Source organism: uncultured Acidovorax sp., from assembly GCF_964021665.1.
GTDB lineage: Bacteria > Pseudomonadota > Gammaproteobacteria > Burkholderiales > Burkholderiaceae_C > Acidovorax > Acidovorax temperans.
The window spans coordinates 61,031-77,147 of sequence record NZ_CAXIAK010000009.1 but is presented as its reverse complement, the minus strand read 5'-3'; the positions used below and the strand labels follow the sequence as shown (position 1 = coordinate 77,147).

Below are 16,117 nucleotides of genomic sequence, written 5' to 3'. Positions count from 1 at the left end.
CACCGTCCATGCCATTGGGCAAACGCTGTCCATGCCAGTGGATGCTGGTGTGCTCGGGCAGCTTGTTGGTCACAAAAATGCGAACGCGATCGCCTTCCACCACTTCGATGGTGGGCCCGGGACTCTGGCCGTTGTAGCCCCACAAATGGGCCTTGAAGCCAGGCGCCATCTCGCGCACCACAGGCTCGGCGACCAGGTGAAACTCCTTGACGCCCTGATTCATCCGCCACGGCAGTGTCCAGCCGTTAAGTGTGACCACCGGGTTGTAGGGCCGCCCCGAGTTGGGCACCAGCGGCGCCATGGTGTTCGGGCTGGTCTGGATCACCGGCTCGGGCAATGCCGCCATGGCCACACGGCTGACCGAGCTCGCCGCAACAGCGCCACCTGCGATGCCGGCAAACTTAAAAAAATCTCGTCTGGATGTCATGATGATGTTCTTTGCTTCATTGGCCGGCGTCGCCGCCGCCGGGTGCACTGGATGCGACGGACAGGCTGGTGCTCGTGGGGCGTCCGATCACGGACGCCTGCATGGCGGCGTCGGCCAGCCAGAACTGCTGCTGTGCGTCGATGGCAGCGGAGACGGCGCTGACCTGATCGCGCGCATCGGCCAGCAGCTCGAAAACGCTGATCAGCATGCCGTTGTAGCGAAGCTGGTTTTCCTCCGAGATCACCTTGCGCAGCGGCACGACTTCATCGCGGTGGTGACGGGCCACGTCGTAGGCCGTGCGGTAGGCCGAGTAGCTTTCCCGCAGGCTGGAGCCTGCTGCGCGCACGGTGGCTTCGAGCTGGTTGGCTGCGGCCAAGGTCCGTGCGTTCATCGCATCACGCTGTATCCCGCCCCAATCGAAGATCGGAAGGCGTACGGCGATTTCCCAGCCGCGCGCAGTAGAACGAGTGCCCTCAGCGTTGTCAAAGGTCGTGTTGCGACGCCCAGTGAGTTCGATATCGGTGAAGCTGGTCACCAGGTTCAGACCCTGGGCCTTGGCCGCGCTATCCAACGAGGCCTGCGCCAGCCGAATGTCCAGGCGCGCTCTGGAGGCCTGCGTGGCAACAGCCTGCGGCTGCAGAGGCTCTTTGGGAAGGTCGGGGAGTCGCTCGGGCAGGCGAAGCGCTTGCGCCTGGGCCTCATCGAGCCCAAGCAGGCGCACGAGTTCTTCCCGGCTGGCCGTCGCCTGGTGCCCTGCGGTGCTGAGCCGGGTGGCGGCGTCAGCGTAGAAGGCCTGCTCGCGAGCACGTGTGATCCGGTTGAAGTTGCCAACGCCTTGCATGCGCTTGGCCAACTCGGCTCCGGCCTCCGCGCTTTCATAGACCTGCTTGGCATATTTGAGTGCTTGCTGGGCGGCCACGGCCCGCACCCATGCCTGACGTACCTGGGTGACCTGATCCACCACGTCGCTGCTCAAGCGCAACTGCGACTGCTCGATGCGCCGGGTCGCCACGTTGTACCGGGCTGGAAGCGTCAGCACGTCCAGCAGGCCGAATGCCAAGGCACGGCCCAGCCCCAGTTCGTCGCCCGCGACCATGCGCTCAAAGCTGAAGATCGGGTTGGCGATCCGGCCTCCTTGGGCCGCGTCGGCCGACTCCGCCCAACCCTGCGCCAGCAGAGCTTGCAAGGAGGGGCTGTTCACCAAGGCCAACTGAACGGCCTCTTTCTGTCCCACGGGCTGAGCGAGCAGGGCCTGAGCGGCTTGCGCGCGCTGGTCGCGTTCATCCAGGGTACGAGCCAACGCGAGCTTGCCCCCGGTAAAACTGCCAGCTTCGTCGTTGACGCGATTGATGTTCTGATCCAGGCTGACGCTGGCACATCCCGTCAGCACTGCCAATCCGAGTGCGGACAGAGCCAATTTGGCATGAGTGGCACGCAAAGGCATCATGGTTTTCCTCCCCCGTGATGGCCCGTGTGGGGATCGCTAGCAGGAGCAGCATCCTTGGCGGACGCGGGCTCGCCCGGCTTGATCTCCTTAGCATAGGCGCGCCAACCGCCAATCTGGCCCACACGATCATTGGCTTCGCGCCAGGATTGCACCGGTTGATCCGCATAGCCCTGATAAGCCCCGATAGGGGACGCGTATTGCAACGTTGCCAGCGGTGCAGGCTTGGGAGCCTCGGTATCTGCTGGAGCTTGTGCGAAAGCTGCCCCCGCAAACAACACCAGTGTCGAAGGCAACAGAGCCCTGAAGGGCGGCAGGTAACTGGAAGTGAGCATGGTCTCCTCTAAAAGAATCTTTGATCTAAATCAAATGATATAGAGATTCTGGAGAGACCACCCTTTCATTCAGATGTCCTGAAAATTACATTGTTGTTATCTACCTGTCAGAACGCCTCAAACTTGGCAAACTCTCGCCAAAGCATTGAACGGAAGCGCACACGTGAAAATATTGATCGTCGAAGACGAGCCCAAAACGGGTGAGTACCTGCGTCAGGGTTTGACAGAAGCTGGATACATTTCCGACCTCGTGCCCAACGGCGCGGATGGCCTGCATATGGCCCTGCAGGGCGAATATGACCTGCTGATCCTGGATGTCATGCTGCCTGGCCTGAATGGCTGGCAAGTGCTGCAAGCCCTGCGTGACCGGGGGATCGGAATGCCCGTCCTGTTCCTGACTGCCCGCGATCAAGTGGAAGATCGTGTCAAAGGACTGGAACTCGGGGCCGACGACTACCTTGTCAAGCCGTTCTCGTTTGCCGAGTTACTGGCCCGGGTACGCATCATCCTGCGGCGCGGCCATGCAGGCAACGAGAGCACCACGCTGCGAGTGGCCGACCTGGAACTGGATTTGCTGCGCCGCAGGGTATCCCGCAACGGCAAGCGTATCGATCTGACGGCCAAGGAATTCGGCCTGCTGGAGCTACTGATGCGCCGACACGGTGAAGTGCTGCCACGGTCCCTGATCGCCTCGCAGGTGTGGGACATGAACTTTGACAGCGACACCAACGTCATCGAAGTGGCGATGCGCCGCTTGCGCGTGAAGATAGATGAGGGGCATGCCGTCAAGCTCATCCAGACCGTGCGGGGCATGGGCTACGTGCTGGACGTACCAGAGGAGGAATAAAGGTGCAGCGACAACAGCGCCTGGGCAGGCTTTCGTTGACCCGCCGTTTAACCCTGTTTTTTACAGTGGTGGCGGCTATCGTCGTGCTCGGGCTGGGATTGTTGTTCCTGGCAGAGACTCAGCGTCATTTTGTCGTGCTCGATCAGATGGCTTTAGAGGACAAGAGGCATTTGATCGAGGAAATTCTTGGCAATGCCAACTCAGTGGACGACGCAAGCTTGCGCTTGAGCAAAGCTTTGAACTATCACCATGATCTCTATGTCCTGGTGCAGAACCCCCAGGGAGAGCGCATTTTTCAATCGTCAACATCCAACCTCAATGTGCAAAGCGGCGATGCCCTGAGTACCGAGGAGACGAGTGTTTTCGGGGTTTGGCGTCACCACGATACCGAGTTCCACACATTGAGCTTTGGAACTGCCCCGGCTTACTCCGCATCAGCGTTGCAGGTGTTGATCGCAGCGGATACAAAACACCACACCCAATTCCTCACTGAGCTGCGCAGCAGTCTGGCGTTCTACGTGATCGCGGCCATCATCGTGTGTGGGCTACTGTCGTGGCTCGCGGCGCGTCAAGGACTGGCGCCTCTGCGTGAAATGAAGTCACGCGCAGCCGTGGTCACAGGTCAGAAATTGTCCGAGCGCATGCCAGTTGAGGCCGTGCCGGTGGAAATGGCCGATCTTGCGCAAGAGCTGAACCGCATGCTGGACCGCCTGCAGGAGGACTTCCAGCGCCTTACCGATTTCGCGTCGGACCTCGCGCACGAGCTGCGCACCCCCATCAGCAACCTGCTGACGCAGACGCAGGTGGCGCTGACGACCAAGCGCGATGCCGCGACGTACCGCGACATCCTGGCCTCCAATGCCGAGGAATTTCAGCGTTTGGCACGCATGGTGTCCGACATGCTGTTCCTAGCCAAGACCGAGCGCGGCGTGGATCTGCCGCACAAGGAGCGGTTTTCCGCCCGCCAGGACGCGCTGGCGCTGCTGGAGTTCTACGAAGCCGTGGCCGAGGAAAAACGCATCCGGCTCCAGTTGAAAGGAGACGGCGAGGTCGAAGGCGATCGCCTGATGTTCCGCCGTGCGGTGAGCAACCTGCTGTCCAATGCCCTGCGTTACACGCCCGAGGCCGGCGACATCACCATCCGTATCACCAGCACGGCACAAACCACGACAGTGGCCGTGGAGAACACTGGAACCGACATCGATGCCAAGATCCTGCCCCGGCTGTTCGACCGCTTCTACCGAGCCGATGCTTCCAGGGCCCATCCGGACTCCGATGGCTCCGGGCTGGGCCTGGCCATCACACGTGCCATCGCTGAGGCCCACGGCGGTAGCGTCACGGCGACGTCGGGCGACGGGCGAACCTGCTTCACCTTGATGTTTCCTCACCGTGGCTCACAGCCATCAAGCTGACAACAATCTCATCTGGCTGTCCGGATTCTGTTGGGGTGCGCTCCCTAAGATGAACACATCACCTCAACGCCCGACCAAGGCATGAGAGATGCAAGTTTCATCTACCTTCCTTAGGAGCTTCAACCATGACCCAACAACGCCTCTCCCTTTCTTCCATGATCGCAGCCGCAACCGCAGTAGTTGCTCTGGGCCTTCCAGGGATGGCTTCGGCAGCATATGAGCATCCTGCCAACAATGAACAGGGTGTAATCGTTCACCCGGAACACCTCAAGAGCGAGAAGACGCGAGAGCAGGTCATCGCGGAAGCCAAGGCTGCCATGCAGCAAGGACTTCTTTCTTATGGCGAGAGCAACTACCCAATGCCTGTGCCTAATGTGGGCCCAGGGAAAACTCGTCAGCAAGTGATCAACGAAATGCTGAACGAGTCACCTGCCGAACGCTCCGAGCGTCTGCGTCTCTACTCCCCGGGTTGATAGCCCCCAATTGGGGCTCCAGCAGAGCACGTTGAATCCATTCTGTGGGATCGCGCGTCGGCCTGGCTAACCTCGGGATTTCAGCAGCCTGATAGGTCACGCCCCAAAAATTACCTGACAGAAATGTAATTTTTGAAACATCTTCCCGTTAGCCTTGAGCTCGCAAAATGCATGACGTGCATTCACACAAGATAGGCGGATGCGAATGCGAAGTACAACAACCTGAATTTTAGTGGCCGAGGGTGCGATGCTGTGTGAGGAACTAATGCTGAACGTGGATTGGACCGAAGCGGTGGTGCTGTTCAATGTCGACTCGCGTTATACCTGTGGTGCGGTCGTGATTCCTGGCATGCGCAAGATCGTTCATCCGGCTAAGCAGGCCATCAACACAGAGCACCGATGAACGGCTACGAACTACCACCGGGCGCCGCGGGCTTGGTTGCCGCGCTTGCTGTCGGTCTAGTGATTGGCTTGGAACGCGGCTGGCGCGACCGCGAATTGCCGGAGGGTGGGCGTGTTGCGGGCCTGCGCACCTTTGCGCTGACCGGACTGCTCGGCGGTGTGCTTGGACATCTGGAGCCAGATTTCGGTCCCTGGCCTTTACTGGGTGCGCTGCTTGGACTCGCCCTGCTGCTGACGGTGTCCTACGCCCGTAATTCCAAACTGTCAGGCAACCTGAGCGCCACTACCCCGGTGGCGATGCTACTTACTTTGGTCCTGGGTGCTTTTGCGGCACACGGCAACATCACCTTGGCGTTGTCGGCAGCGGTGATTGGGGCCGTGCTGCTGGACCTCAAGCCGACCTTGCACGGTTGGCTGCGCTTGATTGATCACCGCGAGTTGACGGCATCGCTGCAACTGCTGGTGTTGTCCATGGTCATCCTGCCCTACCTGCCCAATACGGGCCTCGGGCCCTATGCCGCGCTCAATCCGTACCAGCTGTGGTGGGCAGTCATCCTGATTGCGGGCCTGTCGCTAACGGGCCACTTTGCCATGCGCATCACCGGCGCGCAAAGGGGTGTGCTGTGGACTGGGATTCTGGGTGGGCTGGCTTCTTCCACGGCCACCACGTTGGCTTTGGCTCGTTACGCACGCGCGCAGCCTTCGCTGGCCGGCGCGGCGGCAGCTGGCACGTTGGCCTCCTGTGGTGTCATGTTTTTTCGCATGGTCGTTCTGCTGGGCGTCATCCAGCCGACGTTGTTGCCCACCTTCGGCAGCGCCCTAGTGGTCACTGGCGTGGTGCTGCTGTGTATGGCGCTATGGGGGTGGCGCAAGTTGAACCGCACTGCAGTGGGAGAGGGCGCTGTCGGCGCGATGGCGCCATTCGACCTTGGCACCGCGCTCGGTTTTGGTGTGCTGCTCGCTGTCATGAGCGTCCTGGTGCCAGCGGCAAAGCAATGGCTGGACACCAGCGGCCTCTATGTGCTGTCGGCGGTTTCTGGCCTTGCGGACGTGGACGCGATCTTGATCTCGCTCGCTCGGCTGCATGGTGCCGGTGGATTGTCCACGGGCGCCACCGTCACGGCGCTCGGTCTCGCGACGTTGGCAAACATGGTGGCTAAGGTCGGCATCGCCTGGACGACAGGTGGTGCGCAGGTCGGTAAATCGGTTGTTTTTGGCTACCTCGGCGCGATGGCGTCCGGAGCTGCCGTATTGGCGCTGAGCGTGACGCTTTCGTGAGCGTCCACCGGCCACGTCTTCAGAATTTTGTGTTTAAACAATAGGGATCACCGCTATGGAAAAGTCATTTCATCGCTTCTCTGAACTGTTTTCCCAGCTTGGTCTGCGCATGGACGCGGCAGGCATCGGGGAGTTCTTGGAGGCCCACGCTCCACTGCCGGCCGATGTGCTGCTGGCCGATGCGCCATTCTGGACACCATCTCAGGCGACTCTGTTGCGCGAAGAACTTCTGGAAGACGCGGACTGGGCCGAAGTAATTGACCGGTTGAATTCCGCTTTGCGTGCGCCAAGGGGGAGGTCATGATGCCTATGAGGAATCGCCTGTCGTTGGGTGTGGTAATGGTGTCTCTCGCGCTGAGCTCGATGGTTTACGCGCAGGAGGTCAAGCTTGGGTCGAGTGTTGAAGGGTTGCTGCAAGCGGCCTGGGAGCGAAACCCCGAAATCGCAAGCATGCGTTTTGATGCCGATGCCGCTGCCGAGCGTGTCGTACCCGCGGGTGCCTTGCCGGATCCAAAGTTCAGCATGGAACTTCGTGACCTTACCCGGATGGGCGAGCGCAACCCGACGCTGCTGCCAGGGCGTGTGGGCAGCACGCGATACCTGCTCACACAGGAATTGCCGTGGTTTGGGAAACGGGGCCTCAAGCGTGAATCGGCCCAATTGCAGGCCGAAGCGGCCCGAGGGCGAGTGGCTGGCACCTGGAGTGAACTAGCGACCAAGATCAAGACGACATACGCCCAACTCTACTATCTGGACCAGAACGAGCGGCTGACCAGGGAGATCCTGGACATGATGACTCGCCTGGAAAAAGTCGCCCAGGTGCGCTACGCCGGTGGCCTGGCCGCGCAGCAGGACGTGATTCGTGCGCAGCTGGAGCAAACCACCATGCGCAACGAATTGATTGCACTCGAAGCAGAGCGAAGTCAGTTGCAGGCCAAGCTGAAAGCGCTCGTGGGGCGCCCTGCCAGCGAGATGCTGGCTACGCCAGAGAGCATTCGCACACTTCCGGCGCCTGAGACCATGCGATTTGATGTCCTGGAGCAGCGTGCACGGTCCAGCAATCCGCTGCTGAGAACCGAGGAGTCACAAATCCAGGCTGCAGAAAAGAACCGTGAACTCACCTACAAGAACCGCTATCCGGACTTTGCGGTGGGGGTGTCACCCATCCAGTACGGTAAGTCGATCCGGGAATGGGAGTTGATGGTCGAGGTCACCATTCCCTTGCAGCAGGACACCCGGCGCGCACAGGAGCAGGAAGCACAGGCCATGCTGGATGCCGCCCGCTCGCGCCGCGAAGCGGCCACCAACCAGGTACTGGCGGATCTGTATGAAAACTTGGCGGGCCTGGATGCGGCTCGCCGTACGCTGGCGTTGACCACGGACAGCCTGCTACCCCAGTCGGAGCTGACGTTCCGGTCGGCTTTGGCAGGCTACGAATCGGGCAAGGTGGATTTCGCCACCCTGCTGGATGCACAGAGACAGATACGACAAGCCAAACTCAATCAAGTCAAAGCAGGAGTCGCGGCGCAGATTCGCCTGGCAGACATCGAGCGCATCGTGGGAGAAGATCTATGACAACAACTATCAAGGTGGGCGCGCTCGTGCTGGCCGCCACGGCACTGGCTGCGGGAGGCGGCTATTGGTACGGGCAACGCCAGTCCGCTGCACATGGATCAGTGCAGGCGACATCGACTGTTGCTTCGGCAAACGATAAGAAGGAGCGCAAGGTTCTCTATTACCGCAATCCGATGGGCTTGCCCGATACGTCCCCCACGCCCAAGAAGGACCCGATGGGGATGGATTACATCCCCGTCTACGAGGGCGATCAGGAACCGGAAGCCGGAAGCGCCAACCAGATCAAGATCAGCACCGACAAGGTTCAGAAGCTCGGGGTGCGCGTTGAGGCTGTCAGCCTGCGCAACCTGGACAAGATGGTGCGCGCGGCAGGCCGCATCGAACCCGACGAGCGCCTGACCTACGCCATCACCCCCAAGTTCGAGGGCTACGTCGAACGCTTGCATGTCAACGCCACCGGCCAGGCCGTGGGCAAGGGCCAGCCGTTGTTCGAGGTCTACAGCCCAGAGCTGGTGTCGGCGCAACGCGAATATGCGATTGCCGCCCAAGGGGTCGACGCCTTGAAGGGCGCCAGCGAGGAAACACGGAAAGGAATGCGAGAACTCGCCGAATCGGGCCTGACGCGCCTGCGCAACTGGGATATTTCGGACGAGCAGGTGAAGGCGCTGACTCAGTCGGGCACGGCGCGCCGCACCCTCACATTTCGCTCGCCGGTGGCAGGCATCGTGACCGAGAAAAAGGCGGTACAGGGCATGCGTTTCATGCCAGGCGACGCGCTCTACCAGGTCACTAACCTGTCTTCAGTGTGGGTGATAGCCGATGTATTCGAGCAGGACATCGGCATGGTCAAAACAGGGGCAAAGGCCACGGTTCGCATCAACGCCTACCCGGACAAGGTATTCACCGGTTCCATCACCTACGTCTATCCAACGCTCACGGCTGAAACTCGCACCGTGCCCGTGCGGGTTGAATTGGCCAATCCAGGCGGACTGCTGAAGCCGGGCATGTTTGCCCAGGTGGAACTGCCCGCCACCTCGAAGGGGGCCGTCCTGACGGTGCCGACGTCGGCCGTCATCGACAGCGGCACGCGCCAGATCGTTCTGGTGCAACTCAAGGAGGGGCGTTTCGAGCCCCGCGAAGTCAAGGTCGGCGCGCGCAGCGAGGACCGCATCGAAATCATCGAGGGCGTGCGGGATGGCGAGATGGTGGTAGTGGCCGCCAATTTCCTCATCGATGCGGAAAGCAACCTCAAAGCCGCCATCGGAGGCCTGGGGCATACAGGACACGGGACTCAAGCCACTCCTGATGGATCAGCAAGCACCAAGGCCGTCACAGGCGTGGGTCACCAAGCCGAAGGCACAGTAGAGGACATCGATACGAAGTCCTCCACGGTGACGCTGGCGCACGGCACGGTGCCCAGCCTCAAATGGCCAGCCATGTCCATGGAGTTCAAGGTAGCGAACAGCGATTTGCTGAAACAGCTCAAGCCTGGCGCAGCGGTGGCGTTCGAGTTCGTCGAACGCAGGCAAGGAGAATGGGTGATCACCGCAGTCAAGCCCTCGGGCAATGCCACGCCCAATTCCCACGCCGGTCACAACTGATTTTCGGGAGACACCATGCTTGCGAAGATCATCGATTGGTCGGGAAGAAACCGTTTCCTCGTACTGCTGGCGACTTTGTTCGTCATTGTTGGCGGCGTCTATGCTGTGCTCAAAACCCCGCTGGACGCGTTGCCGGACCTGTCAGACGTTCAGGTCATCGTCTACACCGAGTATCCGGGCCAGGCCCCGCAGGTGGTCGAGGATCAGGTCACGTATCCGTTGACCACCTCCATGCTGTCGGTTCCCAAGTCCAAGGTGGTGCGGGGCTTCTCCTTCTTCGGCGCCTCGTTCGTCTACATCATCTTCGAGGATGGCACCGACATCTACTGGGCCCGCTCGCGCGTGCTCGAATACCTCAACTTCGCGGCGGGGCGCATGCCCAAGGGCGTGACGCCGCAGATCGGCCCGGACGCGACCGGCGTGGGCTGGGTCTACCAGTACGCGCTGCTGGCCAAGGACAAGACCCTGGCCGAGCTGCGCACGCTGCAGGACTGGTACCTGCGCTACCAGCTCACCAAGGCCCATGGCGTGGCCGAGGTGGCATCCATTGGCGGGTTTGTGCAGACCTACCAGATCACCGTCGACCCGGTGAAGCTGCGCGCCTACGGCATTCCATTGGCCAAGGTGTCGCAGGTGGTGCGCGACTCCAACCGCGACGTGGGCGGCCGCGTGGTGGAGATGGCCGAGACCGAGTACATGGTGCGCGGCAAGGGCTATCTGCGCGGCGTGTCTGACATCGAGAACCTGGTGGTCAAGGCCGACAAGGGCACGCCGGTGCTGGTGCGCGACATCGCCCGTGTTGAACTGGTACCGGACGAGCGCCGGGGCCTGACGGAACTCAACGGCGAGGGCGAGGTGGTCTCGGGCATCGCCATGGCGCGCTACGGCCAGAACGCGCTGGAGGTGATTCACAACCTCAAGGAAAAGATCGCCGAGGTCTCGGCGGGCCTCCCGCCGGGCGTCAGCATCGAGGCGGTGTACGACCGATCCGACCTGATTCACCGGGCCATCGATACGCTCAAGCGTACCTTGCTGGAAGAGAGCCTGATCGTTGCCCTGGTCTGCATGGTCTTTTTGATGCACGTTCGCTCGGCCCTCGTGGCTATCTTGATGTTGCCCGTGGGTGTGCTGATCGCCTTCATCGCCATGCGCCTGCTGGGCATGAACTCCAACCTGATGAGCCTGGGTGGCATCGCCATCGCCATCGGGGCCATGGTGGACGCGGCCATCGTCATGATCGAGAACGCGCACAAGCACCTGGAACGCTTGCCCGAGGAGCACACCAACACCGAGCGCGTGGAAGCCATGATTGCCGCCTGCAAGGAGGTGGGCCCGGCTTTGTTCTTCTCGCTGCTCATCATCACCGTGTCCTTCCTGCCGGTGTTCACGCTGGAGTCGCAGGAAGGCCGCCTGTTCTCGCCACTGGCCTATACCAAAACCTTTGCCATGGCCGGTGCCGCGCTACTGTCGGTGACGCTGGTGCCCGTGCTGATGATGCTGTTCATCCGGGGAAAAATCATGCCCGAATCCAGGAACCCGGTGAACCGGTTCCTGATCTGGGTCTACCGTCCCATCATCGCCGCCGTGATGCGGTGGAAGAAACTGACGGTTGCCACGTCGATCATCGTGCTGGGCGTGTCGTTCTACCCCGCCAGCCAGCTCGGCTCGGAGTTCATGCCCACGCTCAACGAAGGCACGCTGCTGTACATGCCCGCGTCGCTGCCCGGCATGTCCATCACCAAGGCGGCCGAGCTGATGCAGACGCAGAACAAAATCATCAAGAGCTTCCCGGAGGTGGTATCGGTCTATGGCAAGGCTGGGCGCGCCAACACCGCCACCGACCCGGCGCCGACCGAGATGTTCGAGACCGTCATCAACCTCAAGCCCGAGTCCGAATGGCGCCCCGGCATGACGACCGACAAGCTCATCGCGGAACTGGACAAGGCATTGCAATTCCCCGGCGTGTCCAACGCCTGGACCATGCCCATCAAGGCGCGCATCGACATGCTGTCCACCGGTATCCGCACGCCCATCGGCATCAAGGTCTTCGGCAAGGACCTGGGCGAGATGGAACGCCTGGCGCGCGAGATCGAAACCGTGGTCAAGCAGGTGCCCGGAACGACCTCGGCGTTCGCGGAACGCATCACAGGGGGCTTTTACCTCAATATTGAACCCGACCGGGCGCAGCTGGCACGCTACGGCCTGGGGGTAGGAGAGCTGCAGGACGTCATTGGCACGGCCCTGGGCGGCGAAATGGTGACCACCACGGTGGAAGGCCGCGAGCGCTTTGGCGTGACGGTGCGCTACCCGCGCGAGCTGCGCGCCGACCCGCAGCAGATCGCCCGTGAAGTGCTGGTACCCACCATGGATGGCGCCATGGTCCCGCTGGGACAGGTGGCGCGCGTGGAAGTCGCCAAGGGGGCACCCGGCATCCGCACTGAAAATGCGCTTCTGTCTGCCTACATCTTCGTCGACATCCGTGATCGGGACATCGGCAGCTATGTGGCAGACGCCCGCAAGGCCGTGAACGAGCAAGTTCAGTTCCCGCCCGGCTACTACGCCACCTGGAGCGGCCAGTTCGAATCCATGGAGCGCGCGGTGCAGAAGATGAAGGTCGTCATCCCGGTCACCTTGCTCATCATCTTCCTGCTGCTGTACCTGAACTTCAAGCGCCTGACCGAAACCTTGATCGTCATGCTGTCGGTGCCGTTTGCCCTGGTGGGGGGTATCTGGCTCATGTGGTGGCTGGGCTACAACATGTCGGTGGCTGTCGCGGTGGGCTTCATCGCACTGGCCGGGGTGGCAGCAGAGACGGGCGTCATCATGCTGATCTATCTCGACCATGCCTGGGAAGAAATTCAGGCACGGCGCCGATCGGAGAACAAGGAGCCTAGCGTGGCCGACCTCTACGAAGCCATCATGGAAGGCGCAGTCGAACGGGTGCGCCCCAAGATGATGACCGTGGTTGCCATCATGGCGGGCCTGCTGCCCATCCTGTGGGGGACCGGCACCGGCTCGGAAGTGATGAGTCGTATCGCTGCACCGATGGTTGGAGGGATGATTTCTTCGACCGTGCTCACGCTGGCAGTAATTCCCGCTATTTATGGCTTGGTCAAGCAGTTTGAACTTCGAAGAAGGCGAGCTTGATGCGATTGGCCTCGCATGCACAAGGAACTGCTCGCCCGTGGCATCCGGGTGGGCAGGAAACGTGTGCGCCGCTTGATGCAGCAGCACGGCATCCGGGCCAAGACCCAGCACAAATTTGTGGTGACCACGGACAGCCGCCACAGCCCCGCCGGTGGCCCCGGACCTGGTACAGCGACGTTTCAATCCCGATACACCCGACCAGCTCTGGTGTGGCAACACCACCTACATCGCCACCGACGAAGGTTGGGTGTACCTGGCAGCGGTCATCGACCTGTTCAGCCGCCAGGTGGTGGGCTGGAGCATGCAGGCGCACAACTATTGATCCGGCAGGCTTTATTCGTAAACCTTGCTCGGGCTGAGGTGTCGAAGCCCCTCGACGGGCTCAAGTTGAACGGCATCGGGACTCTGCAATAAACCGTGCCGGATCAATAGGCCGCCGTCAAGGCACTTTGTTCCCCTCACGCAGCTCAAGCCCCCTTTTTCGCATACCAAGGGAATCATCATGAACAAGCTGATCTACCCCCTCGCCGGCGCGCTGATGCTGGGCGCCACCTTGCCGGTCCTGGCCGGCCCTGACTTTCAGGCTATCGAGCAAGGCCGCAAGGCCGGCCAGGAGGCCGAGGCCACGCGCACGCGAGATGCCACCGAGGCCGCCAAAACCGGCCGTGGCGACTGCCCGCCCCAGCCCTTGATCCTGCCGCTCGACCATGGTCCGCGTGCCTTGACTACGCCCTACCTGAACCAACTGCGCAAGCAGCGCTTCGAGGCGGAGATGAAGGCCTGCAAGGAATGACGCCGAGGAAGCGCCTATTCAGTCGGCCCTGCAAAACTCATCCGCCTGCCCATGCCAGCCGGCCCAACCCATGGAGGAGAAATAAGGCATAAGGCATAAGGCAGAAGACTTACAACCGCTGTGAAATCTCCAGCAATGGCTTGATGCTGGAGCCAAAGCGGCTCATGGACGCGTGGTTCTGCTCCAGTTGGCTGTAAGGCAGATAACGAATCCCGAGTTCCGAAACACGGGAGAATGCCGGTCTTTGGAGTTGCTCCGCCACCTTGGCTCGGCGATTGTCTGGGGCCACCATAAAGAGCGCACATTTTTCTGCAACCGGTGACTTCTGTCTACCCGTGTGGTTGGTCCTCCGTCCTCCGCATTCGTCCCCCGCGCACGTCCACCAACTCGCGCTCCAATTCACGCAGATTCTTAACAACAATGTCATCTGGCTGTCCGGATTCTGTTGGGGTGCGCTCCCTAAGATGAACACATCACCTCAACGCCCGACCAAGGCATGAGAGATGCAAGTTTCATCTACCTTCCTTAGGAGCTTCAACCATGACCCAACAACGCCTCTCCCTTTCTTCCATGATCGCAGCCGCAACCGCAGTAGTTGCTCTGGGCCTTCCAGGGATGGCTTCGGCAGCATATGAGCATCCTGCCAACAATGAACAGGGTGTAATCGTTCACCCGGAACACCTCAAGAGCGAGAAGACGCGAGAGCAGGTCATCGCGGAAGCCAAGGCTGCCATGCAGCAAGGACTTCTTTCTTATGGCGAGAGCAACTACCCAATGCCTGTGCCTAATGTGGGCCCAGGGAAAACTCGTCAGCAAGTGATCAACGAAATGCTGAACGAGTCACCTGCCGAACGCTCCGAGCGTCTGCGTCTCTACTCCCGGGGTTGATAGCCCCCAGTTGGTGCTCCAGCAGAGCACGTTGAATCCATTCTGTGGGATCGCTGGCGTCGGCCTGACTAACCTCGGGACAGCCCAGGCCGCCGTCCAATTTCCCATGACACCCCACCGCCGCGCACCGTCGCGGCGATCTGCTGTCCCAGCCGCTGCTCAATCACCGGCTTCCACGGCACCAGGCTGAATCCCATCCCGTCATCGAGCATCGCGTAGCGCCCGCTGGCGAGCATCACGCTGCGGCGGTAGATGCCGGCCACGCGCTGGCCATCTGCCGCAGGCCGATGCTCCAGCCCGGTTTCGGCGGCAATGTCCTTCCCGGCCTGCGCCACTTCCCGATTGCGCATCACCGTCAGCAGATTGCGCGCCAGGAACACGCGCTGACCGCGCCGCTCGGCCAGCCCCTGTTCGGCCAGGAAATCGGCGCGTTGCAGCATCGCCTGCTTCGCCTCGCCGCCAAACCCCAGGTTGCCCAGCCCCGAGCCGCCGCCGATCAACTGCTGATCCAGCCAGGTAGCCCCAATCACGCGCGCCTGCCGCTCAATGGGCAGGTGCGATTTAAGCTCCACGGCTACGCCGCCCAGGCGTTGCGCATCGTACTGGCGGCCACGCTCGGGCAGGTCGTCGGGTACCTTCCACAGCCCCTCGGCAATACGTTCCACGATGCCGGCCCGGCGCAGGGCTTCCAGCCTGCGAACGTGCGCGGCAACGACTTCGTGCGGATCACGGCCGGCCTGCGCCTGACCTTGGGCAATTGCCAGGTGATGATCGGTTCTGTAGAGCCCATTGCTGGCCAGCGCAGCGATATTGCGATCTGCCGCCCGTACCTCGGCGGAACCACGTACTTCCACCACCGCGCCGGTCGGATAGTTTGCGGGTTCGTCGCGGGCGTTGAGCGCGACGTAGTGCGCCTTGCCGTCCACGCCGTCGATGACCAGATAGCTCCGGTCGCGCAGCTCGTCGGCCAGCCCCTTGGCGGCCACGCGGCCAATGATTGTTCTTCCATCGTCACCCGGCTCGAACACCGCCAGCTCGCGCGGCTGGCCGCCCATGGCCCGCTGCATGGTGCGGATGATGTCGCCACGCTCACCCAGAGCGCGCAAGGTCTTCTCGGCATCGGCATGGGTGGTCCAGGTGCCAGGCTGCGCTTCGTCGGCCAGGCCCAGGCGCTGCAAGCATTGCAAGCGGCCAATCAGCAGCAGACCCTGGCGTTGCAGCTTCGGTTCGTTGAAGCGTCTGACCTGCACGCGACCATCGTCGCCAGCTTCACGTTGCAGCGTGTGATCCAGGCTCGTCCACCGCTCCTGTTCCACCTCCCGCTGCAAGGTCTGCTGGATTTCCAGTTCGGTGCGCGGCCCTAGCCATTCGGTCGCCAGCTCGGCGGCCCGGTGCCGAAAGCCGTGGGCGATGTAGTCGCCCGCGATGATGAGGTCTTTGCCGGTGTCGTCGCGCCCGCGCACGATGAGGTGGGTGTGCGGGTTGTCGGTGTCAT

14 protein-coding genes and 3 pseudogenes are annotated in these 16,117 nt (G+C 61.6%); 12 read left to right on the top strand and 5 right to left on the bottom strand.

Annotated features, from left to right (window positions below):
• From AADJ04_RS03690 to AADJ04_RS03680, 3 genes are all read right to left on the bottom strand, one after another.
• Positions 1 to 427 (bottom strand): multicopper oxidase domain-containing protein (locus AADJ04_RS03690; protein ID WP_341238779.1); only part of this gene is annotated, 427 nt, incomplete at its 3' end.
• Between the two features lie 16 nt (positions 428 to 443).
• Positions 444 to 1,874 carry a TolC family protein gene (locus AADJ04_RS03685; RefSeq protein WP_142083236.1) on the bottom strand — a complete coding sequence of 477 codons (1,431 nt, stop codon included), beginning with the start codon at positions 1,872 to 1,874 and terminating at the stop codon, positions 444 to 446.
• Positions 1,871 to 2,206 (bottom strand): hypothetical protein, encoded by a 336-nt coding sequence (locus AADJ04_RS03680; protein WP_244939068.1) that lies wholly within the window; start codon positions 2,204 to 2,206, stop codon positions 1,871 to 1,873. Before AADJ04_RS03680 ends, AADJ04_RS03685 begins: the two co-directional genes overlap by 4 nt.
• A gap of 163 nt (positions 2,207 to 2,369) precedes the next feature.
• On the opposite strand from AADJ04_RS03680, the gene AADJ04_RS03675 reads away from it, so the two are divergent.
• From AADJ04_RS03675 to AADJ04_RS03625, 11 genes and pseudogenes are all read left to right on the top strand, one after another.
• Positions 2,370 to 3,053, top strand: coding sequence for a heavy metal response regulator transcription factor (locus AADJ04_RS03675; protein WP_066691656.1), 684 nt, complete (start codon positions 2,370 to 2,372; stop codon positions 3,051 to 3,053).
• Between the two features lie 2 nt (positions 3,054 to 3,055).
• Positions 3,056 to 4,465, top strand: a complete 1,410-nt coding sequence (locus AADJ04_RS03670) for a heavy metal sensor histidine kinase (RefSeq protein WP_066691653.1) — start codon at positions 3,056 to 3,058, stop codon at positions 4,463 to 4,465.
• 125 nt (positions 4,466 to 4,590) lie between these two features.
• A complete protein-coding gene (locus AADJ04_RS03665) occupies positions 4,591 to 4,938 on the top strand; it encodes a DUF4148 domain-containing protein (RefSeq protein WP_312781237.1) in 348 nt (115 codons plus the stop codon).
• 274 nt (positions 4,939 to 5,212) lie between these two features.
• A complete protein-coding gene (locus AADJ04_RS03660) occupies positions 5,213 to 5,341 on the top strand; it encodes a hypothetical protein (RefSeq protein ID WP_341238784.1) in 129 nt (42 codons plus the stop codon).
• Positions 5,338 to 6,618, top strand: a complete 1,281-nt coding sequence (locus tag AADJ04_RS03655; RefSeq protein ID WP_341238778.1) for a DUF4010 domain-containing protein — start codon at positions 5,338 to 5,340, stop codon at positions 6,616 to 6,618. Before AADJ04_RS03660 ends, AADJ04_RS03655 begins: the two co-directional genes overlap by 4 nt.
• Before the next feature lie 55 nt (positions 6,619 to 6,673).
• The gene (locus AADJ04_RS03650; protein WP_066697057.1) at positions 6,674 to 6,922 is read left to right on the top strand and encodes a DUF2789 domain-containing protein; all 249 of its coding nucleotides are present in this window, start codon (positions 6,674 to 6,676) and stop codon (positions 6,920 to 6,922) included.
• Positions 6,919 to 8,193 (top strand): TolC family protein, encoded by a 1,275-nt coding sequence (locus tag AADJ04_RS03645; RefSeq protein WP_341238777.1) that lies wholly within the window; start codon positions 6,919 to 6,921, stop codon positions 8,191 to 8,193. Before AADJ04_RS03650 ends, AADJ04_RS03645 begins: the two co-directional genes overlap by 4 nt.
• Positions 8,190 to 9,794, top strand: coding sequence for an efflux RND transporter periplasmic adaptor subunit (locus AADJ04_RS03640; RefSeq protein ID WP_341238776.1), 1,605 nt, complete (start codon positions 8,190 to 8,192; stop codon positions 9,792 to 9,794). The genes AADJ04_RS03645 and AADJ04_RS03640 overlap by 4 nt, the downstream gene beginning before the upstream one ends.
• Before the next feature lie 15 nt (positions 9,795 to 9,809).
• The gene (locus AADJ04_RS03635) at positions 9,810 to 12,941 is read left to right on the top strand and encodes an efflux RND transporter permease subunit (RefSeq protein WP_341238775.1); all 3,132 of its coding nucleotides are present in this window, start codon (positions 9,810 to 9,812) and stop codon (positions 12,939 to 12,941) included.
• 6 nt (positions 12,942 to 12,947) lie between these two features.
• Positions 12,948 to 13,248, top strand: a pseudogene (locus AADJ04_RS03630) (IS3 family transposase); the annotation flags it as partial.
• A gap of 195 nt (positions 13,249 to 13,443) precedes the next feature.
• Positions 13,444 to 13,734: a hypothetical protein gene (locus tag AADJ04_RS03625; RefSeq protein ID WP_207375602.1), complete on the top strand. Its 291-nt coding sequence runs from the start codon at positions 13,444 to 13,446 to the stop codon at positions 13,732 to 13,734.
• Positions 13,735 to 13,843: 109 nt separating this feature from the next.
• Here AADJ04_RS03625 and AADJ04_RS03620 read toward each other — a convergent pair.
• A pseudogene (locus AADJ04_RS03620) lies at positions 13,844 to 14,038 on the bottom strand (type II restriction endonuclease); the annotation flags it as partial.
• 236 nt (positions 14,039 to 14,274) lie between these two features.
• Between AADJ04_RS03620 and AADJ04_RS03615 the strand changes: the two are divergent.
• Positions 14,275 to 14,622, top strand: a complete 348-nt coding sequence (locus AADJ04_RS03615) for a DUF4148 domain-containing protein (RefSeq protein ID WP_341238774.1) — start codon at positions 14,275 to 14,277, stop codon at positions 14,620 to 14,622.
• Positions 14,623 to 14,690: 68 nt separating this feature from the next.
• Here AADJ04_RS03615 and AADJ04_RS03610 read toward each other — a convergent pair.
• Positions 14,691 to 16,115: pseudogene (locus AADJ04_RS03610) on the bottom strand (DUF3363 domain-containing protein); the annotation flags it as partial.
• Positions 16,116 to 16,117: the final 2 nt, after the last annotated feature.